Source organism: Kitasatospora sp. NPDC057518 (genome assembly GCF_042802075.1).
Classification (GTDB): Bacteria; Actinomycetota; Actinomycetes; order Streptomycetales; family Streptomycetaceae; genus Kitasatospora.
Genome location: NZ_JBHVEU010000098.1, coordinates 1 through 22,959 on the forward strand (window position 1 = coordinate 1; position 22,959 = coordinate 22,959).

The 22,959-nt window shown below is 74.2% G+C and carries 17 protein-coding genes; 13 read left to right on the plus strand and 4 right to left on the minus strand.

Annotated features, from left to right (window positions below; all coding sequences use genetic code 11):
• Positions 1–241 precede the first annotated feature (241 nt).
• From ACFU7Z_RS12985 to ACFU7Z_RS13020, 8 genes are all read left to right on the plus strand, one after another.
• Positions 242–1,651 carry a sensor histidine kinase gene (locus ACFU7Z_RS12985; RefSeq protein WP_380777554.1) on the plus strand — a complete coding sequence of 470 codons (1,410 nt, stop codon included), beginning with the start codon at positions 242–244 and terminating at the stop codon, positions 1,649–1,651.
• Positions 1,603–2,268, plus strand: coding sequence for a response regulator transcription factor (locus tag ACFU7Z_RS12990; protein ID WP_049659962.1), 666 nt, complete (start codon positions 1,603–1,605; stop codon positions 2,266–2,268). The genes ACFU7Z_RS12985 and ACFU7Z_RS12990 overlap by 49 nt, the downstream gene beginning before the upstream one ends.
• Before the next feature lie 246 nt (positions 2,269–2,514).
• Positions 2,515–4,134 carry a DUF2637 domain-containing protein gene (locus ACFU7Z_RS12995; RefSeq protein ID WP_380777555.1) on the plus strand — a complete coding sequence of 540 codons (1,620 nt, stop codon included), beginning with the start codon at positions 2,515–2,517 and terminating at the stop codon, positions 4,132–4,134.
• 109 nt (positions 4,135–4,243) lie between these two features.
• A complete protein-coding gene (locus tag ACFU7Z_RS13000) occupies positions 4,244–5,533 on the plus strand; it encodes a DUF6986 family protein (RefSeq protein WP_380777556.1) in 1,290 nt (429 codons plus the stop codon).
• A gap of 171 nt (positions 5,534–5,704) precedes the next feature.
• Positions 5,705–6,361, plus strand: coding sequence for a YigZ family protein (locus tag ACFU7Z_RS13005; protein ID WP_049659555.1), 657 nt, complete (start codon positions 5,705–5,707; stop codon positions 6,359–6,361).
• A gap of 478 nt (positions 6,362–6,839) precedes the next feature.
• The gene (locus ACFU7Z_RS13010) at positions 6,840–8,660 is read left to right on the plus strand and encodes a hypothetical protein (RefSeq protein WP_380777557.1); all 1,821 of its coding nucleotides are present in this window, start codon (positions 6,840–6,842) and stop codon (positions 8,658–8,660) included.
• 114 nt (positions 8,661–8,774) lie between these two features.
• Entirely contained in the window at positions 8,775–10,571 is a 1,797-nt protein-coding gene (locus tag ACFU7Z_RS13015; RefSeq protein WP_380777558.1) for a restriction endonuclease, read from the plus strand.
• A 314-nt stretch (positions 10,572–10,885) separates the two neighbouring features.
• Positions 10,886–11,650, plus strand: a complete 765-nt coding sequence (locus ACFU7Z_RS13020; RefSeq protein WP_049651307.1) for a ZIP family metal transporter — start codon at positions 10,886–10,888, stop codon at positions 11,648–11,650.
• 90 nt (positions 11,651–11,740) lie between these two features.
• Here ACFU7Z_RS13020 and ACFU7Z_RS13025 read toward each other — a convergent pair whose 3' ends face one another.
• The gene (locus ACFU7Z_RS13025; protein ID WP_049651306.1) at positions 11,741–12,646 is read right to left on the minus strand and encodes a LysR family transcriptional regulator; all 906 of its coding nucleotides are present in this window, start codon (positions 12,644–12,646) and stop codon (positions 11,741–11,743) included.
• 169 nt (positions 12,647–12,815) lie between these two features.
• Between ACFU7Z_RS13025 and ACFU7Z_RS13030 the strand changes: the two genes are divergently transcribed.
• Entirely contained in the window at positions 12,816–13,757 is a 942-nt protein-coding gene (locus tag ACFU7Z_RS13030) for an EamA family transporter (protein WP_380777561.1), read from the plus strand.
• On the opposite strand, the gene ACFU7Z_RS13035 is transcribed toward ACFU7Z_RS13030, so the two are convergent.
• On the minus strand, positions 13,672–14,193 hold the full coding sequence (locus ACFU7Z_RS13035) for a MarR family winged helix-turn-helix transcriptional regulator (RefSeq protein ID WP_049651305.1): 522 nt from the start codon (positions 14,191–14,193) through the stop codon (positions 13,672–13,674). The two genes, ACFU7Z_RS13030 and ACFU7Z_RS13035, sit on opposite strands and share 86 nt — an antisense overlap.
• A 169-nt stretch (positions 14,194–14,362) precedes the next feature.
• Between ACFU7Z_RS13035 and ACFU7Z_RS13040 the strand changes: the two genes are divergently transcribed.
• Positions 14,363–14,695: a DUF2218 domain-containing protein gene (locus tag ACFU7Z_RS13040; RefSeq protein WP_049651304.1), complete on the plus strand. Its 333-nt coding sequence runs from the start codon at positions 14,363–14,365 to the stop codon at positions 14,693–14,695.
• On the opposite strand, the gene ACFU7Z_RS13045 is transcribed toward ACFU7Z_RS13040, so the two are convergent.
• On the minus strand, positions 14,668–15,342 hold the full coding sequence (locus ACFU7Z_RS13045; protein ID WP_380777559.1) for a phosphatase PAP2 family protein: 675 nt from the start codon (positions 15,340–15,342) through the stop codon (positions 14,668–14,670). The two genes, ACFU7Z_RS13040 and ACFU7Z_RS13045, sit on opposite strands and share 28 nt — an antisense overlap.
• A 469-nt stretch (positions 15,343–15,811) precedes the next feature.
• Positions 15,812–17,152 carry a 4-aminobutyrate--2-oxoglutarate transaminase gene (gabT, locus tag ACFU7Z_RS13050; protein WP_049651302.1) on the minus strand — a complete coding sequence of 447 codons (1,341 nt, stop codon included), beginning with the start codon at positions 17,150–17,152 and terminating at the stop codon, positions 15,812–15,814.
• Positions 17,153–17,397: 245 nt separating this feature from the next.
• Between gabT and ACFU7Z_RS13055 the strand changes: the two genes are divergently transcribed.
• The 3 genes from ACFU7Z_RS13055 to ACFU7Z_RS13065 all read left to right on the plus strand — a co-directional run bounded on the left by ACFU7Z_RS13055 (position 17,398) and on the right by ACFU7Z_RS13065 (position 22,845).
• A complete protein-coding gene (locus ACFU7Z_RS13055) occupies positions 17,398–19,500 on the plus strand; it encodes an ATP-binding protein (protein WP_380777560.1) in 2,103 nt (700 codons plus the stop codon).
• A gap of 153 nt (positions 19,501–19,653) precedes the next feature.
• A complete protein-coding gene (locus ACFU7Z_RS13060) occupies positions 19,654–21,222 on the plus strand; it encodes a PucR family transcriptional regulator (RefSeq protein WP_049651301.1) in 1,569 nt (522 codons plus the stop codon).
• 180 nt (positions 21,223–21,402) lie between these two features.
• Positions 21,403–22,845, plus strand: a complete 1,443-nt coding sequence (locus ACFU7Z_RS13065; RefSeq protein WP_049651300.1) for an aldehyde dehydrogenase family protein — start codon at positions 21,403–21,405, stop codon at positions 22,843–22,845.
• Positions 22,846–22,959: the final 114 nt, after the last annotated feature.

Sequence of the window (22,959 nt, forward strand, 5' to 3'; positions counted from 1 at the left end):
CTGCAGGGGGGACCCTGTGGGAGAGTAGGACGCCGCCGAACAATTCTTCAGAAGAACCCCCATCCGGGTCCCGGATGGGGGTTCTTCGCGTTTTCAGACTGTCTCATCGGTCGGTGTCACTTCCTCCACTCACAGGTGGTCCTAGGTCTACCTCGGTTTTGGGGTGCCATGGCCAGTGTGGGTGATGGACGGTTCGTGAAGACTGATGGAGGACGATCGGTACCGGCATCAGGAGCTTCCCGTGACAACAGTGAGTCGTACGAGCGGCGCGTCCGTACGTGCTCAGGCCCAGGCGGCCTTCAAGGCCGGCGGTGAGGGGCTGGCGCGGCTCGGTGTGGTGGTGTTGGCCGCGGTGCCGGGAGTGGTGCTGCCGGTGGGCGCGGCGATCTGCTCGGGGGCGGTCACGGCTCGGCTCCTGCAGTCGTACGACCTGGGCGTCTTCCTCTCGCTCCTGGTGGCAGCGACCGTCGGCGCCGTGGTGGCCGCGGCCAGCATCCGCCGTACCGCGAACCGCACCCGCGGCCAGCTGGAGCGCTGGTTCGGCATCCGGCTGCCGGTGGTCTACGAGCCCCGGCCGGAGCTGGAGTTGGACGGCCGGGGGCACTGGTGGACGGGCTACACCTACCACCGGTCGCGGACGGTGGCGAAGTACGTCCAGGTGGTCCACTGGGGCCTGCGGGACCGGACCACCCGCGCCGAGCTGCTCTGGTTGCTGGCGAACCCGTTCCTCGTGGTGGCCCTGGCCGGCCCGGTGGCCGTCCTGCTCGGGCTGGGCGGCGCCTACATCCTGGCCGGGCCGGTGCCGGCGGACGGGTTCGGCCCGTTGAGCAGCCGGATGGTGGCCGTCCTGCTGAGCGCCGTGCTCGGGGCCGCCATGATCGTCGCGGGCATACTCGCGGCACCGTACGCGGTGCGGGGGTACGTGGAGGCCGCCCGCCGGGTGCTGGACCAGGACGGCCGGGCGACGAACGCCCAGCTGACCAGGCGGGTGGCCGAGTTGACCGAGACCCGGGCGGACGCGGTCGGCAACCAGGCCGCCGAGCTGCGGAGGATCGAGCGGGACCTGCACGACGGCGCCCAGGCGCGACTGGTCGCGATCGGGATGACGCTGGGCACCATCGAGCACCTGATGAACACCGACCAGGAGGCCGCGCGGGAGCTCCTCGCCGAGGCCCGCCAGTCCTCGGCCCGGGCCCTCCAGGAGCTGCGGGACCTGGTGCGCGGCATCCACCCGCCGGTGCTCGCCGAGCGCGGGCTGGGCGACGCCGTCCGGGCGCTGGCGCTGGACAGCGCCCTGCCGACCGAGGTGTGCGTGAGCCTGCCGGACCGGCCGCCGGCGCCGGTGGAGGCCGCCGTGTACTTCAGCATCTGCGAGCTGCTGGCCAACGCGGCCAAGCACTCGGAGGCGGAGCAGGTGTGGGTGGACATCCTCTACCGGGCCGGCTTCCTGCGGGTCACGGTGACGGACGACGGGGTGGGGGTGGCGGACCCTTCGCGGGGGACCGGACTGCGCGGGATCGAGAAGCGATTGGGTACCTTCGACGGTGTCCTCTCCATCGACAGCACGTCGGGCGGACCCACCACCATCACCTTGGAGTTGCCGTGCGAGTTGTCCTCGCCGAGGACCTCTACCTCCTTCGCGAAGGCCTGATCCGGCTGCTGGAAGCGCACGGCTTCACCATCGCCGCGGCGGTGGAGACCGGGCCCGAGCTGTTGGACGCGCTGCTGACCCACCGGCCGGACGTGGCCGTGGTCGACGTCCGGTTGCCCCCGACGCTCACCGACGAGGGCCTGCAGGCGGCGCTCAAGGCCCGTCGGGAGATCGCGGGCCTGCCGGTGCTGGTGCTGTCGCAGCACGTCCAGCAGCTCTACGCGCGGGAGTTGCTGGCCGACGGCACCGGGGGGATCGGCTACCTCCTGAAGGACCGGGTGTTCAACGCCGGGCAGTTCATCGACGCGGTCCGCCGGGTGGCGGCGGGCGGTACGGCGATGGACCCGGACGTGATCGCCAAGCTGATGCAGACCACCTCGCGCCGGCCCGGTCCGCTGCTGCGGCTCTCCCCGCGCGAGCGCGAGGTGTTGGAGCTGATGGCCGAGGGCTGTTCCAACTCGGCGATCGCCGCCCGCCTCTCGGTGAGCGACGGCGCGGTGGCCAAGCACATCGCCAACATCTTCGGCAAGCTCGAACTCGCCCCCGACGAGGACGCCAACCGCCGGGTGCTGGCGGTGCTGACCTACCTCAACGGCACGGCGGGGCAGACCGGCTGACGATCCGGCGGCGCCTCCGCTCCGACCCCGCGTGGTGCCGGGGGCCGGGTGTCGGGCCGCCGCACTGTGACACCCCAGGCTGTGGGCACGCTAAACACCTGTACGAGTAAACTCCGGTGAGCCGAGCCCGGAGGTTGCCCAGCCGTCCGGCGGCCCGACCAACGGGGTCCGGCGGCCCGACCAAACGGGACCCGGCAGCCGAGGCAGCGTACGGCAGCAGCCGACATCCAGGGGTTGATAGACGTAATGGCACGCCCAACGCTCACCAAGGCCCATCGGGGCCTGCTCGGCCTGGTCGCGGCCGGTGCCTTCATCATCTCGGGCATCGGCTTCGCGGGTTCGTACAACGCGGTGCGCGACCTGGCCGAGCAGAAGGGTTTTGGCGCCTTCTCCTACGCCTTCCCGATCGGTGTGGACGCCGGCATCGTCGTGCTCCTCGCGCTCGACCTGGTGCTGACCTGGCTGCGGATACCCTTCCCGATGCTGCGGCAGACCGCGTGGCTGCTGACCGTCGCCACCATCGCCTTCAACGCGGCCGCCTCCTGGGGCGACCCGCTGGGCATGGGGATGCACGCCGTCATCCCGGTGCTCTTCGTCGTCGTGGTCGAGGCCTCGCGGCACGCGGTCGGCCGGATCGCGGCGATCACCGCGGACCGCCACATGGAGTCGGTCCGGGTGATGCGCTGGCTCCTCTCCCCGGTGCCGACCTTCCGGCTCTGGCGGCGGATGAAGCTCTGGGAGCTCCGCTCCTACGACGAGGTCATCCGGCTGGAGCAGAACCGCCTGGTCTACCGGGCGCAGCTGCGCTTCCGGTACGGCCGCGGCTGGCGCCGTTCGGCACCGATCCAGGCGCTGCTGCCGCTCAAGCTCGCCAAGTTCGGTGTGCCGCTGGACCCGGCGCTGCTCGACCGGCTCGACGACGACGGCCGGGCGCGCGACGTCAAGGAGGTGCCGGCGGAGCAGGAGACGCCGGGGGTGGCCCCGCAGGAGAACCGCGTCGCCGCGGCCATCGCCCCGGCCGCCGAGGCCCACGCCCAGCAGCCCCCGCACCCGCAGCAGGCACCGCAGGCCGTCCAGCCGGCTGCCCCGCAGGTCCAGCACGCCCAGCAGGCCCAGCCCGACCAGGTCCAGGGGCAGCCGCAGGGCCAGCCCGAGCAGCCGCAGCCGCAGGCGCCCGCTGCCGTCGCCCCGCTGTCCGCCGAGGTCGCCGCGCCGATGCTCGCGAAGCTGGCCGCCGTCCGGCTGCGGGCCGCCCAGGAGCCGGACGCGGCGGCGGAGGCCGCCCCGCAGCCGCGCGGCGAGGAGCTGAACGTCTGGACCGAGCGCCCGGTCCGCACCACCGGCCACCCGACCGACGCCGCCCCGGGCGGTCGGGTGCCCGGGCAGGCCTCGCCCTGGTTCAAGCCCCCGCGCCCGGTCGCCGAGGAGCCCGCCTCCGCCCCCGCCCCCGCCCCTGCCGCAGCCGTCGCCCCGGGCCCGGCCCCCGCGCCCGCGCCCGGTCCGCAGGCCCAGCACCCGGTCGGCCCGCAGCAGCGGTCCGAGCAGTTCGATCAGCCCGAGCAGCCCGCCGAGTTCGCGCAGCCCGCCGAGCTGGCGCAGCCGGTCCCGGCCGCCGAGTCGGCCCGCGCCGAGCAGTCCGCGTTCTCCCCGGCGCCCGCGCGCCTCGACCCGGACGTCGCCTACGCCGCGCTCGTCTCGTACATGGACGCCCACAGCCACCAGCCCGACCCCCAGCGCCTCGCCGACTGGCTGACCAGGGAGTACGGCGTCACCGGCAAGGGACCGGACGGCTCGGTCCACCCCAAGGAGGTCGCCGACCTCTACCCGGAGCTGAACGAGCGCTACGCCGCCGCCGGGCGGGACTGACCGCCGCCGCCACCGTCCAGGGCTCGGGCGGCCATTGACGCCCGATCCCGCCGGAGCTACCTTCGCCTCAACAAACTGTTGAAGCGCTGGTTCGGCATGGGGAGTGCGGATGACACGGGTCGGGGTCGACGGAAACGGGCCGACGGACGGGGCTTCCTTCTCCACCGGGGCCCGCGCCGCCGTGGAGGCGCTGCTCGCCCCGGTCGACGCCGATCTGGCGCGCCGTTACCCGGGTGAGCCCGGGACCAGGCAGCCGGTGCACACCGTCTACGTCCCGGCCGACGCCTTCGGCGCCGACACCGTGCGGGAGTGGGGCCGCCGGGCCCTGGAGGCCTTCGACCGCCACGCCGCCACCCCCGCCGAACTGGCCCGAGCCCTCGGCGTCGCGGACGACGAGCTGCTCGCCGACGTGCACGCCCGGGTCCGCGCCAAGCTGCAGCGCGAGCCGGTCGAGGACCTGCGGATCGACTTCGAGGACGGGTACGGACCCCGCCCCGACGCCGAGGAGGACGCGGCCGCCGTCCGCGCCGCCGAACTGGTCGCCGCGGCGGTGGCCGAGGGCGGCGCCCCGCCGTACCTCGGCATCCGGACCAAGTGCATGGAGGCCGCCGTCCGGGCCCGCGGCATCCGCACCCTGGAGCTGTTCCTGGCCACCCTGCTGGCCAACGGCGGGCTCCCGGAAGGCCTGGTCCTGACCCTGCCCAAGGTGACCTACGCCGAGCAGGTCACCGCGCTGGTCCGGCTGCTGGAGGACTTCGAGGGCCGGGCCGGGCTGCCCGCCGGCCGGATCGGCTTCGAGATCCAGATCGAGACCACCCAGGCGATCCTCGGCCCGGACGGCCGGGCCACCGTCGCCCGGATGATCGAGGCCGCCGAGGGGCGCGCCACCGGCCTGCACTACGGCACCTTCGACTACAGCGCCGCCTGCGGCGTCAGCGCGGCCCACCAGAGCATGGACCACCCGGTCGCCGACCACGCCAAGGCGGTCATGCAGGTGGCGGCCGCGGGCACCGGGGTGCGGCTCTCCGACGGTTCGACCAACGTCGTCCCGACCGGCTCCACCGAACAGGTGCACGCCGCCTGGAAGCTCCACCACGGACTGGTCCGCCGCTCGCTGGCCCGCGCCTACCACCAGGGCTGGGACATGCACCCGGCACACCTGCCCACCCGCTACGTCGCCGTCTACTCCTTCTACCGCGAGGGCCTGGCGGCCGCCGCCGCGCGGCTGGCCGCGTACGTCGCCAAGGCGGGCGGCGACGTGATGGACGAGCCGGCCACCGCCCGGGCGCTGAGCGGCTACCTGCTGCGCGGACTGGACTGCGGCGCCGTCGACCTCGCCGAGGTCACCGCGCTGACCGGCCTGGACCGCGGGCGGCTGAACGCCCTGGCCGGCCGCTGACCCGTCCGCGTCCGACAGTCGGGTCCCGGCCGTCGATCCTCCGGCTCGGCCGGCTCCCGGCCCCCGGCCGTTGATCCCTCCCGTCGTGCGCCAACTAGGCTGGCGGTGCCGCCCCGGTGTCCCGGGGCGCGCGCCGTCAGCCTTCACCGTCCTCGGGAGGACCCCCGCGCCATGTCCGCCACGCCGGAGCCCACCGCCAGGCCGTACCTCACCATCCGGCGGGCCGGCAGCCACGAGACCGAGATCAAGAAGTCCCGGTTCATCTGCCACCTCGCCCGGGTCACCGACGAGGAGGGGGCGCAGGCCTTCATCGCGGGCATCCGCAAGCAGTACTGGGACGCCCGGCACAACTGCACCGCCTTCGTGGTCGGCGACGAGCAGCGCCGCGAGCGCTCCAGCGACGACGGCGAACCCGGCGGCACGGCCGGGGTGCCGATGCTGGAGGTGCTGCGCCGACGCGGGCTGACCGACACGGTCGCCGTGGTCACCCGGTACTTCGGCGGGATCAAGCTCGGCGCGGGCGGCCTGGTGCGGGCGTACGGGAACGCGGTGTCGGAGGCGGTGGACGAGGTCGGCCTGCTGGAGCGCCGCCCGGTCGCGCTGCTCGCGGTGACGGTGGACCACGTCCGGGCCGGGCGGGTGGAGAACGACCTGCGGGCGGCCGGGTACACGGTGAGCGACCTGGCCTACGAGGCCGCCGGGGTGCGGATCGAGGTGGGGGTGCCGGAGCCGGACGTGGCGGACTTCCACACCTGGCTGGCCGAGGCGACCGGCGGTACCGCGGTGGCGGTCCCGGCCGGCCGCACGTACGTCGAGGTGCCGGTCTGACCCGAGGTGCCGCTCTGGTCGCCGGGGCGGGGGGTAGCTCCTGGGCCCCGGGGGTCGGACGATCCGTCGGACGGCCCGTGACCGGCCGTTTCCCGTAGCCCAGGCCCCGCGCCACGCGGAAGACCGCTTGAGCAGATTCACCCGAACGTAGTGTCGTAGCCCGGAGTTGGAACTTCCGCTCCGGGCCGTGGCGTTTCCTGGGCAAGGCTCCGGCAGAACCGGACGAAACCATCGATGGAGGACACAGGACCCCACCCCGCACCACGGAGGTATGCGCATGACCTCGGATCGATCGACCTCGAATTCCCAGTCCGCGACGAACCCGACCTCGAACCGCCCCACGAGCCACTCGACGAACCACCCGACGAGCCGTCCGACCTCGAACCATCCGATCGCGAACCGCCCCGCCCCGAACCGCGTCCGCTCGCACGCCGCCGCAGACCTGCCGGGTCCCCGCGGCCCCGCGACGCCCTACCGGATGACGGTCACCACGGCCCTCTCACACGCCGAGGCCGTCGCCCTGGCCGACGAACAACTGGCCTGCTGGCTGAAGCAGGAGGGCTTCGAGGAGCCCCCGCCGGCCCACCGCGCCCCCGCCGAGCAGGGCACCGAGCCGGCTCCCACCGCCGAGCGCCTCCGCCTGGGCGAGCGCGTCCTGCTCGACCGCGACCAGGGTCCGCTGCGCGGCGGCCCGGGCGCCGGGCGGTACGACCGCCGCCGCCTGCGCACCCCGGCCCCGCACGGCACCCAGCAGCTCACCCTCACCGTGGCCACCGGTTCCGACGGCCCCACCTGGGTCCGGCTGGAGGCCGAGACCCACAGCACCGGCAGCGGTGTGCGCACCCCGTGCCGGGTGCCGGTGCCCGAACTCGCCCGCACGCTCCTCCCGCTGCTCGACGCCACCGACGGCCCGACCGTCGTGCACTCCGGCCCCCGGGTGATCACGGCCGACGAGGTCGACGCCCTGATCGACGAGCTGTGCGACCCCGAGCGCAGGCTGCCCACCGTGGTGGCCAGCGTCCCGGTGAACCTGCCGCTCGACAGCTGGGTGCGGGACGTGGTGGCCCCGCTCTGCCAGCAGCTGCCCGGCCTCGCCACCGCCTACGTGCTGGACCCCGGCGCCCGCACCGGGTTCAACGTCGCGCTGGAGTACCACACCGTCTACGGCGGGGCGGTGCGCACCTACCTGCCCGAGGTCGACCCGGCCTCCCGGCAGGACAGCGCCCGACATCCGGTACTCGCCCGGGGCCGAATAGAAGAGGACCTGCGCCGCGCCGCCGGGCTGCTCGCCCGCGAGCCGCGCCGCCTGGCCGCGGAGCAGCCGCTGCCACCGCCGCTGGCGGCCGTCCCGGTGCTGCGCGTCCCGCCGCCGCAGCTCCGCCGGGACGCGGAGCAGGCAGCAGAACGGACCGTGGAGCCGAGCGCGGATCAGGCCGTCGTGCAGGTGGCCGAGGAGACCGTCGAGCGGATGCCCGCGGGCACCGTCGAGCAGGTCGTCGAACGGACCTCCGGCCCGGCCGCCCCGTACCAGGGCGTCGAACTGGCCGCGCTCGCCCGGGAGGAGCAACAGGACCGCGCCGAGCAGCAGGCCAGGGCCGACGAGCTGGAGCGGGTCCGGCACACCCTGCGCGTGGAGCGCCGCGAACACCGGGAACGCGGCCAGGGCCGGGAGGGCCGCGACGGCCGGGACGTCCGGGAGGGTCGTCTCCGCTCCGGAGCCCGCGCCCTGACCGGGCGCCACTGCGTGGCACCGGGCAGTGGACCGGTCGGCGGGCCGCACTCCGTGGTCCAGCCCCCCGACCGCTGCGGCACGCCCGACACCTTCACCGAACTCATGGCCAGACTGGGCGAGTTCCCGCTGGTGACCTTCACCGGTGACCAGAAGGTCGCGCTCGCCCTGGACGAGCTGCAGTGCGCCGGCGCCGGCTGGGCCCGGCTCGCCTGGGACGGGCTGACGGCACTCCAGGAGTACGCCGAGGCGGCCGTGCGCGGTGCGGCCGGCGGGGACTTCAAGCAGTGGTGCGAGCGCACCCCCGAGGGCTGTCACCGCTTCCCGCCCCGCAAGGCGGTCCGCGGGGAGTCCCGGACGGTGTTCAGCCACACCAAGTGGAAGCGCGAGCGGATGCTGCCGGTGCCGGAATGCGTCGACTCCTCCCGGCGCGCGTTCATGGGCGCGCACCTGCGGATCGGCGGCGGCCGCACCGCGCCCCGGCTGCACTACCTGGACGACTGCTCCGGCAGCGGCCGGATCTACGTCGGCTACATCGGCCTGCACCTCACCAACACCCGGACCAACTGAGCGGCTTGGCTGACCGCCGCGCCCGTTCGGGGGACAATGTCCGGCAGGGGCGGGCCCACAGGTTCGCCGATCGCCCCGGGCAGGCGCCGGACGAGCATGGGGGAACGACGACCGATGCAGTACTCAGCAGACGGCCAGTCCGACGGAACCGCCACCGTCCAGTTCCCCCGGCCGGGCTTCCTCGCCTCGGTCTTCCGCGACCTCGGAGCCGAGAACGGCCAGGAGCCGGACGGCGCCGCCGCCGACCGCCCCCGTGGCGGTGCGACCGGTGACGGCCCGTCCGGCGACGGGCCGACCGGTGACAGACCGACCGACAACGGCCCCACTGGCAACGGGCGCACCGACAACGGCCCCACTGGCAACGGGCGCACCGACAACGGCCCCACTGGCAACGGACCGACCGGTGAAGGACCGTCCGAGCCCGGCCCCGGCGAGGCCGACCCGGACGAGGCCGTGGCGGCGCACGCCCGGGCCGCGACCCTGACCCACCACCGCACCCGCGCCGTCCAGGCCGAGCACGACCGGCTGGCCGACCTGCTGCGCCGCGCCGCGCTGCCCGTCTCCGCCATGGACTTCGAGAGCCAGCTGCGCCACTACCAGCCCCGTCCCTACCCGGCCGACGGCCCCGGCGGCGGCGCCGAGGAGGAGTCCGAGCCCCGCTGGCAGGACTTCGCGCCCGCCGAACCGCCCGTGGCCGACCCGGAGGGCGGCCCGTCCCGCCGGCTGCTCGACTCCGGCTACCAGCGCGAGCTGGCCCAGGCCCGGCTCACCCACCAGCGCGCCCTGCGCGAGTGGCGCACCCGCCGGGCCGAGGCCGGCAGCCCGGCCGCCGACGAGTCCCGGCGCGCCCACGAGGCGGCCGAGGAGGCCCGGGCCCGCGCCGTGCGCGAGTACAACGAGAGCCTGGAGGAGTGCCGTCGGGCCTACCGGCTGGCCGAGCCGGCCGCCGTGGAGTCGCTGCTGGAACGGGCGCTGGCCGCCGCCGAGACCGCCACCCAGGACCTGCCCGCCCCCTGCCGGGCGGTCTTCCGCCCGCTCACCCGCACCGCCGTGCTGGACCTCGACCTGCCGCCGCTCGACCTGGTGCCCTCGCTCGCCGGCTACCGGCTCGCCCCGGACGGCGACATCCTCCCGGTGCCGCGCCCGCCCGCGGACCGGGCCACCGACTACCTGCGGCTGGTCGCCCGGCTCGCCCTGCGGGCCCTGCAGGCCGCCGATGCCGTGGACACCGACGAGATACTCGCCGGCGTCGTCCTCAACGGCTGGCTGCGCGATCCCGCCACGGCCGAGCCGCTCTGCCTGGTCAGCGTGGACGCCGACCGAGACGCACTGGCCCGTACCCGGCTGCTGCCGCCGGGCACCCCGTACGAGGAGCGCGACGACGAGGGCGTCTACGCCGACGCCGAGCAGGACGAGGCCCTGGTACGGCTGCGCCAGCTCGGCGCCGCCGTCACCCCGGACCCGTACGACCGGGCCGGTGTCCGGCCCGCCGCCCAGGCCGGGGCCACCGTGCCGGCCGCCGCCGACCTGTCCGCCAACGAGTTCGCCCAACTGGTGCGGGACCTGCTGACCCGCGGCGGGATCGCGCAGTGGAGCGTCCGGCTGCGCGGCCCGGCCGGGCTGGTCGCCACCGGCGAGGGCGCCCCCGGCACCTCGCTGCCCGGCCGCTGGGTGGTGTGGGCCTCCCGGGACACCGGGTCGATCGGCGCCGAGCAGATCGAGACCCTGGCCGAGGCGGTCGGGGAGGAGTCCGCCGAGCGCGGCCTGCGGCTGACCACCGGCCGGTTCACCGAGGAGGTGCTGGACCTCACCGCCGAGGAGGGCCGTCGGCACATCCACCTGATCGACGGCGACGGCGTCCGCGAACTCGCCCACACCCACCTCGGCCTGCCGCTCGCCACCGGCGGCTGACCCGCTGCCCGCTCACCACATCGGCCCTGCTCAGCAGCCTTTGCCCACCGCCCCGTCCCGGCGGGTCGGCCCGTCGCCGGCCTCACCCGAACGGCCCATCCGTCGGGCGCCCCGGCAGGTCCGGGCCGAGGCTGGGGGAACGGCACCCCGGCCCCGGCACCCCCGGGTGATCACCGTCGAACGGGCGTCCGGTACGGTCGGCGGTCGGCCCGGCCACGGGCGGATCCCAGGGGGAGAGGAATGGGCAGAGCGCTCGGCGCACCACCCGGCGAAGGCCCCGGCGACTCGGCCGGACCTGTGAAGGAGCCGGACCGATGACCGCGGTACTGGTCGCCGCCGCGGCGTTCCTGATGACCCTGATCGGCGGTTTCGTCGCCCAGCGCACCCGCGACCGCCGCCACCTGGTGCTCGGCTTCGCCGCCGGACTGATGCTCGGCGTGGTCGCCTTCGACCTGCTGCCCGAAGCGCTCCACCAGGCGCCGGGCGAGGTGCACGGCGTGCCGCAGGCGCTGCTGCTGTTCGCGGCCGGCTTCCTCACCATCCACGTGATCGAGCGCGCCGTCGCGATCCACCGCGGCCACGAGGGCGAGTACGCCGCGCACTCCCACGGCCACCACCACGGGGACGCCCGCTCCGCCGGGCACCAGGGCGTCGGGCTGACCGCCGCACTGGCCCTGGTGGGGCACAGCGTGATGGACGGCTTCGCGATCGGCGCCGCCTTCCAGGCGGGCACCACGGTCGGCACGGTGGTGGCCATCGCCGTGGTCGCGCACGACTTCGCCGACGGCTTCAACACGTACACGATCACCCGCCTGTACGGGAACAACCGGCGGCGGGCGCTGACCCTGCTCGCCGCGGACGCGGTGGCCCCGGTGTCCGGCGCGGCGATCACCCTGGCGTTCACCATCCCGGGGCACCTGCTCGGCCTCTACCTGGGCTTCTTCTCCGGCTTCCTGCTCTACCTGGCGACCTCCGACATCCTCCCCGAGGCGCACAGCCCGCACCCCTCGCGCAGCACCCTGCTCTGCACCGTGGCCGGGGTCGGCTTCATGTGGCTGGTGATCGGCTTCGCCGGCTGAGGCCCGCACCGGTCCTCGCCCTGGTCCCAGCCCCGAGACCGCGACCGGGACCGATCAGCCCGGCGGTCGGGCGACCGGCCGCCGCGGCCCTCAGCCCGGAAGCCGCCCCCAGCACTCCCGCATCGAGGCCAGCGCCTCGGTGATGGCCGGCCGCCGGGAGGCCTGGGAGCGCCAGAGCGCGAACACCCGGCGGCCCGGCTCCGGCGCCACCCGGCGGGCCGCCACCCCGGGCGGCAGCGGGCCCCGCCCGAGCCTCGGCACCAGGCCCATCCCCAGACCGGCCGCGACCAGCGCGATCTGCGTCTCGAACTCCCCGACCTGGTAGCGCACGTCCGGTTCCTCGCCGGCCTCGCGCAGGGTGCGGACCAGCCAGTCGTGGCAGATGTTGCCCGGTGGCACGCTGATCCAGCGCTGCCCGCACAGCCGCTCCACCGGCACCGGGTCGAGCGCGGCCAGGTCGTCGTCGGCGGGCAGCAGCAGGTCCACCGGGTCCGTACCGAGGTCCATCCGGGAGACCCCCTCCTGCACCGGCAGCGGCACGGTCGGCCAGTCCTGCACCAGCGCCAGGTCCACCTCGCCCCGGGCCACCAGCTCGGCCGCCGGGTACGGGTCGCGCTCCAGCAGCCGGACGTCCAGCTCCGGGCAGCGCCGCCGCAGGTCGGCCAGCGCCCCGGGCATCAGTCCGCGGGCACCGGACGGGAACGCGGCCACCAGCAGCCGCCCGACGGCCTGGCCGCGCTGTTCCTCCAGCCGCACCTCGGCCTGCTCCACCAGCCCCAGCACGGTCTGCGCGGTCACGGCCAGCTCGCGCGCCGCGTCGGTCAGCACCACGCCGCGGCCCTGCCGCTCCAGCAGCACCGTCCGGGTCTCCCGCTCCAGCTTGGCGATCTGCTGCGAGACCGCCGAGGGCGTGAAGCCGAGTGCCGCGGCCGCCCCGCCGACCGAGCCGTGCACCGCCACCGCGTGCAGCGCCCGCAGGCGCCCCAGGTCCATCATGCAGCGATACTAAAGCGTCCTCTTCAGAATTCATCGCTGGTGCTGAACGGTCCGGCGCCACCATGCTCGACCCATGACCGCGACAACCGCCGCCGCTGCGAGCGGCCGGAACAGCATGAGCAGTACGGGCAGCACGACCGGCACGGGCGGTACCGGCGGCCGGGGCGGCATGAGCCCCCGCCACATCGCCCTGGCCGTCCTGGTGGCCGCCGTCTGGGGCCTCAACTTCGTCCTGATCCACGTCGGCCTGGACAACTTCCCGCCGCTGCTCTTCTGCGCCCTGCGGTTCGCCGTCGTCGCGGTGCCGGCGGTCTTCTTCGTCGGCCCGCCCAAGGTGGCCTGGCGCTGGGTGCTGGCGGTCGGCGTGGTCCTCGGGGTGGTCAAGTTCGGACTGCTCTTCCTCGGCATGCACGCCGGGATGACAGCCGGGCTCTCCTCGCTGGTGCTCCAGGGGCAGGCCGGCTTCACCGCGCTGTTCGCCGCCGTGCTGCTGCGCGAACGCCCCGGCGGGCAGCGGCTGGCGGGCCTGGCGGTCGCCTTCGCCGGCATCGCGCTGAGCGCCTGGGACCAGGGCGCCGGAGGCCCGCTCGGGGCCTTCGCCCTGGTCGTCCTGGCCGCCGTCGCCTGGGGGCTGGCCAACGTGCTGACCCGCAGGGCCGCGCCGCCGGACGCGCTGCGCTGGATGGTCTGGGTCAGCGCCGTCCCGCCGCTGCCGCTGCTGGGCCTGTCCCTGCTGGTCGAGGGCCCCGAGGCGGACCTGCGCGCCCTGCGCGACATCACCCCGGCCGGACTGGGCGCGATCGGCTACGTCGGGCTGGCCTCCACCCTGCTCGGCTTCGTCGCCTGGAGCTTCCTGCTGCGCAGCTACGACGCGACCGCCGTCGCGCCCTACTCGCTGCTGGTGCCGGTGTTCGGGATGTCCTCGGCCTGGCTGCTGCTCGGCGAACGGATCAGCCCGACGGCCGCCGCGGCCGCGCTGCTGGTGATCACCGGGATCGGGATCACCGCGCTGCGTCCCGGTACCGCTAGCGGCGTGGCGGCCCGGCTGCGAGGAAGCGGGCCTCGGCGGAGCGCAGCACCCGCAGCAGCACCTCCTCGTCGGCGGGGCTGACCTCGCCGAAGTACTCCTGGGCCACCTCGTCCCGGACCTGCCCGATCCGCTCCACCGCCGCCCGTCCGGCCTCGGTCAGCAGGATCCGCACCGCCCGCCGGTCGGCCGGGTCGGGGCTGCGCTCGACCAGGCCGGCCTCCTCCAGCGCGTCGACCACGGTGGTCGCCGAGCGCGGGGCGATGTGCAGCTTGTCGGCGAGGTCGCTCAGCCGCATCGCATGGTCCGGCGTCTCGCAGCCGGGCACGTGGGCGAGCGTGCGCAGGGCCCGGGCCTGGCCGGGGGTGATGCCGTACGGCTCCAGCCGCCAGCCGGTCTGACGGCGGATCCGCTTGATCGCCCTGGTCATCGCGTCGGCCAGCTCGGCGGCGGTGCCCGGGGTGCCGGGCCGGGGGCCGGGGGAGGGGTCCGCCGGTTCGTCGGTCGGCGTGGTGGTCATCGGCGGTCTCCTCGGCTGGCGTCCGCCCAAGGGTAGCCGTCGGTCCGGGGCCCGTGGCGGGCGGCGGAAGACGATCGCGGAAATATGTTGAGCTTGGCTCAGTATCTGGGTTAGCGTTGCTCCCAAGTGAGGGAACCCTAAGTTCCCGTCCCCGACCATTGGAGGGCCCATGCCCCGCTCCGAAGCCCGCGTCGCCACCGACCGCCCGGGCCGTTACGCCAAGCAGCTCACCGCCCACATGGGGCGCAAGATCGAGGCCGTCTACTCCGAGGAGACCGGCCGCGGCACGATGGTCTTCGGCGCCGGCACCGCCACCCTGGAGGCCCAGCCGGACGCGCTGCTGCTCACCGTCGAGGGCGAGCGCGACAAGCTGCCCGGCCTGGAGGACGTCGTCGGCCGCCACCTGGTCCGCTTCGGCGCCCGCGACGAACTCGTCATCGAGTGGCACCGGGACAACGGCGAGCCCGGCCTGGTTCACCGCAACGAGGACCCCGAGGCCTGACCGCCCCCGGCGCCCGGCCCGGGCAGCCACCGGGCCAGCGGCCACAGCACCAGGACGGCCAGGCACCAACTCGCCACCACGTCCAACAGCCAGTGGAAGTCGCTCCACACCAGACCCGCGCCCACCCCGAGCGACAGCAGCGCCGCACCCGCCGCCAGCCCCCGGGCGGCGCGCGGCCCCGCCACCCGGGCCAGCAGCAGCGCCGCCACCCCGTACGAGATCGCCGCGGTCGCGGTGTGCCCGGACGGGTACCAGCCCCACTGGCCCGCCGTCAGCGGCTCCCCGAGCGGACCGGGCCGGGCGAAGGCCGACTTCGCCGGGACCACCAGCAGCGGGATCAGCACCGAGGTCAGCGCCGCCACCGGCAGCGGCAGCCACCAGCGCCCGGCCCCGGCCCGGCGCCCCCGCCAGGCCGCCAGCGCGCCGGCCAGCAGCAGCACCGGGACCGCCGGGACGCCGCCGCCCAGGTCCGACAGGAAGTGGCCGAGCCGGTCCAGCAGCGCGTCCGGGACGTCCCGGTGGGCCGTACGGACGGCCCGGCGGACCGAACGGTCCACGCCGAGCAGCGGCCCCTCCACCGCGACCTGCCAGGACACCACCACCAGCAGCACCGCCGCCGTCACCGGGACGGCCACCGACCGGGCCACCCGGCCCAGGACGACGGACAGCCGCCCCGGAGCAGGGGGGAGAGCTCCGGGGCGGCCCTGATGATCGCCGTTCCGTGCGCCCCGGGGGGTGTGGGTCGGACGGTCGGTCGATCGGCCTTCGGTGTGCGCCGGCCCTCCCGGGCCGACCTGGTCGTCCTCGTCCGGCACCCGCGGAACCGGCCCCGGAGGGGGCCCCGCGGACGGCCGCGCCCATGGCTGAGGCTCGCTGTCCATCTGCGATGACACTACGTCAACAGCCCTTCCGCGCCGAGCGCCTTCAGCGATTCCGCACACCATCTTCACCCTGCGCGGGGCAACCTCGGAGGCGCCCCGTCGATCATGCCCCGGCCGCCCGCGCGACGCGCCCGGACAACCGAACGGCCCGTGCGGACCAGAGGTCCCCACGGGCCGTTCAGCGCTGTCCGGACAACCCTCCGGAAGGGGTTCACGACCTGACGGGCGACACCGCTCAGAGAGCGGCGAACGCGCCCTCCAGGATGTCCAGGCCCTCGTTCAGCAGGTGCTCCGGCATGACCAGCGGCGGCAGGAAGCGCAGCACGTTGCCGTAGGTGCCGGCGGTCAGCACGACCAGGCCCTCCGCGTGGCACGCCTTGGCGATGGCCGCGGTGACCTCCGCGTTCGGCTCCTTGCCACCCGGCTTCACCAGCTCGACGGCGATCATCGCGCCGCGGCCGCGGACCTCGCCGATGATCTCGTACTTCTCCTGCATGGCCCGCAGACGGCCCAGCATGATCTCGCCGATCCGCTGCGCCTTGCCGTTGAGGTCCTGCTCCTTCATGGTCTCGATGGCACCCAGCGCGGCGGCACACGCCACCGGGTTGCCGCCGTAGGTGCCACCCAGACCACCGGTCTGCGCGGCGTCCATGATCTCGGCGCGGCCGGTCAGCGCGGACAGCGGCAGACCGCCGGCGATGCCCTTGGCGGTGGTGATCAGGTCCGGGACGATGCCCTCGTCCTCGCACGCGAACCACTGGCCGGTGCGGCAGAAGCCGGTCTGGATCTCGTCCGCGACGAACACGATGCCGTTCGCCTTCGCGAACTCCACGATCGCCGGCAGGAAGCCCTTGGCCGGCTCGATGAAGCCGCCCTCGCCCTGGATCGGCTCGATGATGATCGCGGCGACGTTCTCGGCACCGATCTGCTTGTTGATGGTGTCGATCGCCTGGGCGGCGGCCTCGGCGGCGGCGTTCTCCGCACCCGTCAGCCAGCGGTACGGGTAGGCGACCGGAACCCGGTAGACCTCGGGGGCGAACGGACCGAAGCCCTGCTTGTACGGCATGTTCTTCGCCGTCAGCGCCAGGGTCAGGTTGGTGCGGCCGTGGTAGCCGTGGTCGAACACCACGATGGCCTGGCGCTTGGTGTAGGCGCGGGCGATCTTCACCGCGTTCTCGACGGCCTCGGAGCCCGAGTTGAACAGCGCGGTGCGCTTCTCGTGGTCACCCGGGGTCAGCTCGTTCAGCTGCTCGGCGACGGCCACGTAACCCTCGTACGGGGTCACCATGAAACAGGTGTGCGTGAAGCTGGCCAGCTGCTCGGTCGTCCGGGCCACCACGGCCTCGGCGCTGTTGCCGACATTGGTCACGGCGATGCCGGAGCCGAAGTCGATCAGCGAGTTGCCGTCCACGTCCTCCAGCACGCCGCCGTTGGCACGGGACACGTACACCGGCAGGGTGGTGCCGACACCGGCCGCCACCGCACCCAGCTTGCGGGCGTGCAGCTCCTGCGACTTCGGACCGGGGATCGCGGTGACCAGGCGGCGCTCCTGCGGGAGCGGCGTTGCGGCGCTCATGGGGTATCTCCAGACTTCTCGGCTCGGTGCTTCGCAGGCTACGGCCGCCCTCCCCACCCCGGCACGCGCCACTCGGTAGCAGTGCGCCGTCCGACTTGTCCGGCACGGCCAGCGCGGGTGGCGCGACTACCCGCAGGCCGCGCTCCACTACCCTGAGCGCGGGCGTGTCGCCGGTACGGCGGCATGGGTATGGCGGCACCGACGGCGGTCGGGCCGGGCGGGCGGGCGAGGGAGCGGGACCGTACATGGCACAGGACGGGGCACACCACCACGGCGAGCGCACCACCACCAGACCCCCGACCCCCCTGCCCCACCAACGGCCCGCGGCGGGCTCGGACGGGACCTTCGACCTTCCGGTGTGGGTGGCGATTCCTCGGCCGGAGGCAGCTCCCGGGATTTTCCGGCAGGGCTACAAGTGGACCGATCCCACCGAGGCGGAGGAGGCGAAGGTTCCGACCGGGCAGCTGCTGTGGCGTGCCGTCCTGAACCTTGTCGCCACTGTCGCGACCTACTACATCGGTACGTTCGTGCTCGTGTGGGTGGTGGGACTCCTCGGAGGGTTCGCCGGGACGTCGCCGGAGCAGTTCAACACCGTCCAGGTCCTCATCAACCTGGTCACCATCGGTTGCGCGGCCGCGGTGTTCTGGCGTACCGGCCGGTGGCGCGAGGTCGGCCGCCGGTTCCTCACACGTTCCGGGTACCGGAGGAACGTCGCTCCGGTCCTTGCTCGGGCGATCACCCACGAGGGGCCCGCCCCGGCCAGGCCTGCTGGCGGCGCTGAGCTGTTGCCCGCCGCCGACCCGTGGTTCGCCCAGCGATCTGGCGGAGCGTCGGCAGCGGCCGAGAAACTGGACCACTCGAAGGCCGGGGACGTCGACTACGTCCGGATCCAGCGGGCGTGGGAGTCCGCCCAGGCCGATGCCGTCTTCCTCCCCGCATTCGTCGACCAGGTGCTCGCACGCGGTGCTGCGGCTTTTGCGCATCCCTCGGAGGCCCGGGACCTGGCGACCAGGAAGGCCTGGCACGACCTGCTGCTGCAACAGGTGCGGCTCGGCACGACGCAGGACGTGGTGAAGAACCCGCACGGCCACCGGTCGACCGGATTCGCCTTGGACCCGACCGTCCTGGGGACGTCGCTGCTGGCTGTCGGCCCCGCCGGAACCGGCAAGACGGCTCGACTCGCCCGTCCCGTCACGGAGGCCCTGTGCCTCCAGACATTGGCTGGGACGGCATGCGTCGTAGTGGTCGGCGCAGCGGACGCGGACCTCGGCCCGGACGACTGGTACGACGTGGTGATCGCCCCGGGCGAGCCGGGTTCGGTCTACGGGTTGGACCTCTACGGAGCGACGCAGGATCCCGACGAGGCAGCCGCCAGACTCGCGGACGCGTTGCTGCCGGACGAACTGATCGCGCGCGCGGAGAGCGCCCGGACGACCCTTCAACAGGTGGTTGGACCGTTCAGCACCGCCTACGGGCGCTACCCGGGGGTCCGGGAACTGCGGGCGCTTCTCTCCGGGGAGCCGGGCGTGATGGAACCGCTCGTCAAGGCTCTTCGGACAACGGGTCGGTTGCCGGTCTACGAGCGGGACCTCGAGTACCGGCAGCGGCATCAGGAGCGCGCCGATGACCCGGGGGTCCTTCTTGCGGACCGCTTGGCACTGCTCGACCGGCCGGCGTTCGAAGGAGCCTTCGCCACGGACGGCACAGGCCGTCTTCCCTTCGCCATGCGTGCGCTCGACCACCCTCTCCGGGTTCGGGTGAAGCTGCCCGAGCGGAGCCACCCGGAGGCGTCCCGGATCCTCTCCCGTCTCGTGGTGGGACAGTTCGTCGTGGCGGCAGCCGGCCGCGAGGACCGCTCTCTGTTCGCCGGACTTGTGGTGGACGATGCGTCCGCCGCACTGGATGCGAACACCGTTCGCGGCCTCCAGCGGATGCGGGGAGCCAATGCGGGCGCGGTGCTGCTGCTCCGCACCCTGATGGATCTGCCGGAATCGCTGAGGACCCCCTTGTTCGGGGCGGTGGGCTGTCGGATGGTCTTCCCCGGTATCGCTCCCTGGGACGGGAAGTTCTTCTCGGAGGCGTGGGGTACGCACGTCGTCCACGAGACGGAGGTCACCCACACCCCCGACACCTCCGGTGGGGTGATACGGCGGGCGGGGCGGGTCGGGCGGAAGGCGTTGTCGGGGACGACGGCGCAGACGGAGTCGGTGACGACGCGGGATGTGGAGCGGTTGCGGTGGTCGCCGTCGGATCTGGCGCACGCGTTGCCGGCGGGGCATGCGGTGGTGTCGTTGACGGCGGTGTCGGGGGAGCAGGTTCCGCCGCTGCTGGTGGACCTCAGGGGCTGAGGGCGGGCGGCGGGGGAAGTCGCCTTCGAGGTGGATTCGGCAGTGCGGGTTGTCCGGGGCGTCCATAATGAAGGGGAGAGACCCTCACCAGTCCCACGTCCCTCTCCTCGCCCGGCCGCAACGGCGCGGTCAGGTCGATCCTTCGAAGGTGCCATGCCCCCCACACTCGCCTCCGTCGTCCGCAACACGTCGCTCCATCTGACGGTCCTCGCCGGTGCGGATCACCTGGAGCGGCCGGTCCGCTGGGTGCACACCAGTGAGCTGGACGACCCGACGCCGTTCCTGGAGGGTGGTGAGCTGCTGCTCACCACCGGTATCAAGCTGGGCCGTACGGCGGCGCAGTTGCAGGCGTACGTGCACCGGCTGGCCGACGCGGGGGTGGTCGGGCTGGGGCTCGGGGTGGGGTTGTCGCACACGGAGGTGCCGCAGCCGCTGGTGGACGCGGCGGCGCAGCGCGGGCTGCCGTTGCTGCGGGTGCCGGAGCCGACGCCGTTCATCGCGATCAGCAAGGTGGTGTCGGCGGCGCTGGCCGCGGAGCAGTACGAGGCGGTGACGACCAGCTTCGAGGCGCAGGAGGAGCTGACCCGGGCGGCGCTGGGCAAGGACGGCACGACGGCGGTGGTGCGCCGGCTGGCGGCCCGGCTGGGTGGCTGGGCGGCGCTGTACGACGGGTCGGGTGCGCTGTCGGTGGTGGCGCCGGACTGGGCGGCGCGCCGGGCGGGGCGGCTGGCGGCGGAGGTGGACCGGCTGCGTCGGCGTCCGGCGCCGTCGAGTGCGGCGTTGCAGGGGCGCGCGCCGGGGATAGACACGGCGGACGAGGACTACGTGGTGGTCCAGTCGTTGGGGGCGGACCGGCGGGCCCGGGGTTTCCTGGCGGTCGGGACCGAGGACCGGATCACGCCGACCGAGCGGTACGTGCTGAACGCGGCGGTGGCGCTGCTGACCCTCACCCTGGAGCGTTCGCGGGAGCTGCGGCAGGCCGAGGAGCGGATGGGCGCGGCGCTGCTGCGGATGGTGCTGGCCGGTGAGGTGGCGACGGCCCGCCAGGTGGCGGTGGGGCTGTTCGGGGGGCTGCCGGAGGGGACGATACGGGTGCTGGTGGCCGGGGCCGGTCCGGCCAACGCGGATGCCGCGGAGGCGCTCGGGGAGCTGGGCGACCGGGCCGAGCAGGCGGGCGCCCGGGTGGGCGAGAAGCTGCTGGTGGCGCGGGAGGACGGTGCGCACGGGCCGCGGCTGATGGTGCTGGCGCTGGACAACGGCGCGGTGCACCGGGCCTGTCTGGGCGCGGTGGAGGAGCACGAGGGCCTGTCGCTGGGCGTCTCGGCGCCGGCCGCGCTGGAGGAGGCGGGGACGGCGAACGCGCAGGCGGAGCGGGCGCTGGCGGTGGCGCTGCGCGGTGGCCGCCGGTCGGTGGACCACGAGGAGGTCGGCGCGGGGTCGCTGCTGCCGCTGCTCGGCGAGGACGCGGTGACGGCCTTCGCGGAGGGGCTGCTGCGGCCGTTGCGGGAGCACGACCGGACGGCCCGCGGGGATCTGGTGGCCTCGTTGCGGGCGTGGCTGTCGCGGCACGGCCAGTGGGACGCGGCGGCGGCGGACCTGGGTGTGCACCGGCACACGCTGCGCTACCGGATGCGCCGGGTCGAGGAGCTGTTGGGCCGGTCGCTGGACGACACGGACGTGCGGATGGAGCTGTGGCTGGCGCTGCGCTCCGGCGAGGAGTGAGGCGCCGGCGGGGTGTGGGGTTCCGGCGGCCCGCGGGGCACCGGTAGGACGCGGTGGAGTGGCCCCGGGGGCGAACGCTCCTAGTCGGCCAATCCGGTCGGCGCGCCGCCGCGCCTACCCTCAAAACCGGGTCCCACGTCCGTGGGCCGTAGGACAGACGAGGAGAGGGCCGGTACCACGGTGACCACCACGTACGATTTCTGGCTCGCCGGCCGCCGGGCGAGCGGTGACGCCGACTTCGAGGTGCACAACAGCTGGGACGGCCGTCTGGTCGGCAAGGTGAGCATCCCGACCGAGGCGCAGGTCGAGGAGGCGCTGGACGCCGCCGTGGCCGCGCTGCCGGTGTTCGCCGCCACCCCGGCGCACCAGCGTGCCGCCGCCCTGGACCACGTGGCCAAGCGGCTGACCGAGCGCACCGAGGAGCTCGCCCAGCTGGTCAGCGCCGAGAACGGCAAGCCGATCAAGTGGGCCCGCGGTGAGATCGGCCGCGCGGTGTCGGTCTTCCGCTGGGCCGCCGAGGAGGCGCGCCGCACCAACGGCGAGACCATGCGGCTGGACACCGACCCGGGCGGCGTGGGCCGTTTCGCGGTGGTGCGCCGTTTCCCGCGCGGTGTGGTGCTGGGGATCGCCCCGTTCAACTTCCCGCTGAACCTGGTCGCCCACAAGGTCGCCCCGGCGATCGCGGTCGGCGCCCCGATCATCCTGAAGCCGGCTCCGTCGACCCCGCTGTCGGCGATGGTGCTGGGCGAGATCCTGGCCGAGACCGACCTGCCGGTCGGCTCCTGGTCGATCCTGACCGTGCCGAACGACCGGATGCCGGCCCTGGTGCAGGACGAGCGCCTGCCGGTGATCTCGTTCACCGGTTCGGACAAGGTCGGCTACCAGATCATGGACTCGGTGCCGCGCAAGCACTGCACCCTGGAGCTCGGCGGCAACGCCGCGGCCGTGGTGCTCGCCGACTGGTCCTCGGAGGCCGACCTGGACTGGGCGGCCACCCGGATCGCGATGTTCGCGAACTACCAGGGCGGCCAGTCCTGCATCTCGGTGCAGCGGGTGATCGCCGACGCCTCGGTGTACGACGCGCTGGCGGAGAAGGTCGTCGCCAAGGTCAGGGCGCAGGTCACCGGTGACCCGGCCGACGACGCGACCGATGTCGGCCCGCTGATCGACGAGAACGCCGCGAAGCGCGTCGAGTCCTGGGTCGAGGACGCGGTCGCCAAGGGCGCCAAGGTGCTCACCGGCGGTACCCGTGAGGGTGCGACCTACGCCCCGACCGTGCTGGCCGACCTGCCCGGTGACGCGATCCTGGCCAAGGCCGAGGTGTTCGGCCCGGTGCTGTCGCTGCACAGGGTGGACGGCGTGGACGAGGCCTTCGCGGCCGTCAACGACTCGGCGTTCGGTCTCCAGGCGGGCGTGTTCACCCACGACCTGCAGACCGCCTTCCGCGCCCACCGGGAGCTGGAGGTCGGCGGTGTGATCATCGGCGACGCGCCGTCCTACCGTGCCGACCAGATGCCGTACGGCGGCGTCAAGGACTCCGGTGTCGGCCGTGAGGGCGTCAAGTACGCGATGGACGACTACACCGTCGAGAAGGTCATGGTCCTGACCGGTCTCGACCTCTGAGACCTCTGAGACCTCAGAGACCTCTGAGATCGCCGGGGCTGTGAGGCCCCTGACCGACGCGGTGTCGTCGTAGGCGGGAGGGCCCGGTTCGCCGAACCGGGCCCTCTTCGCGGT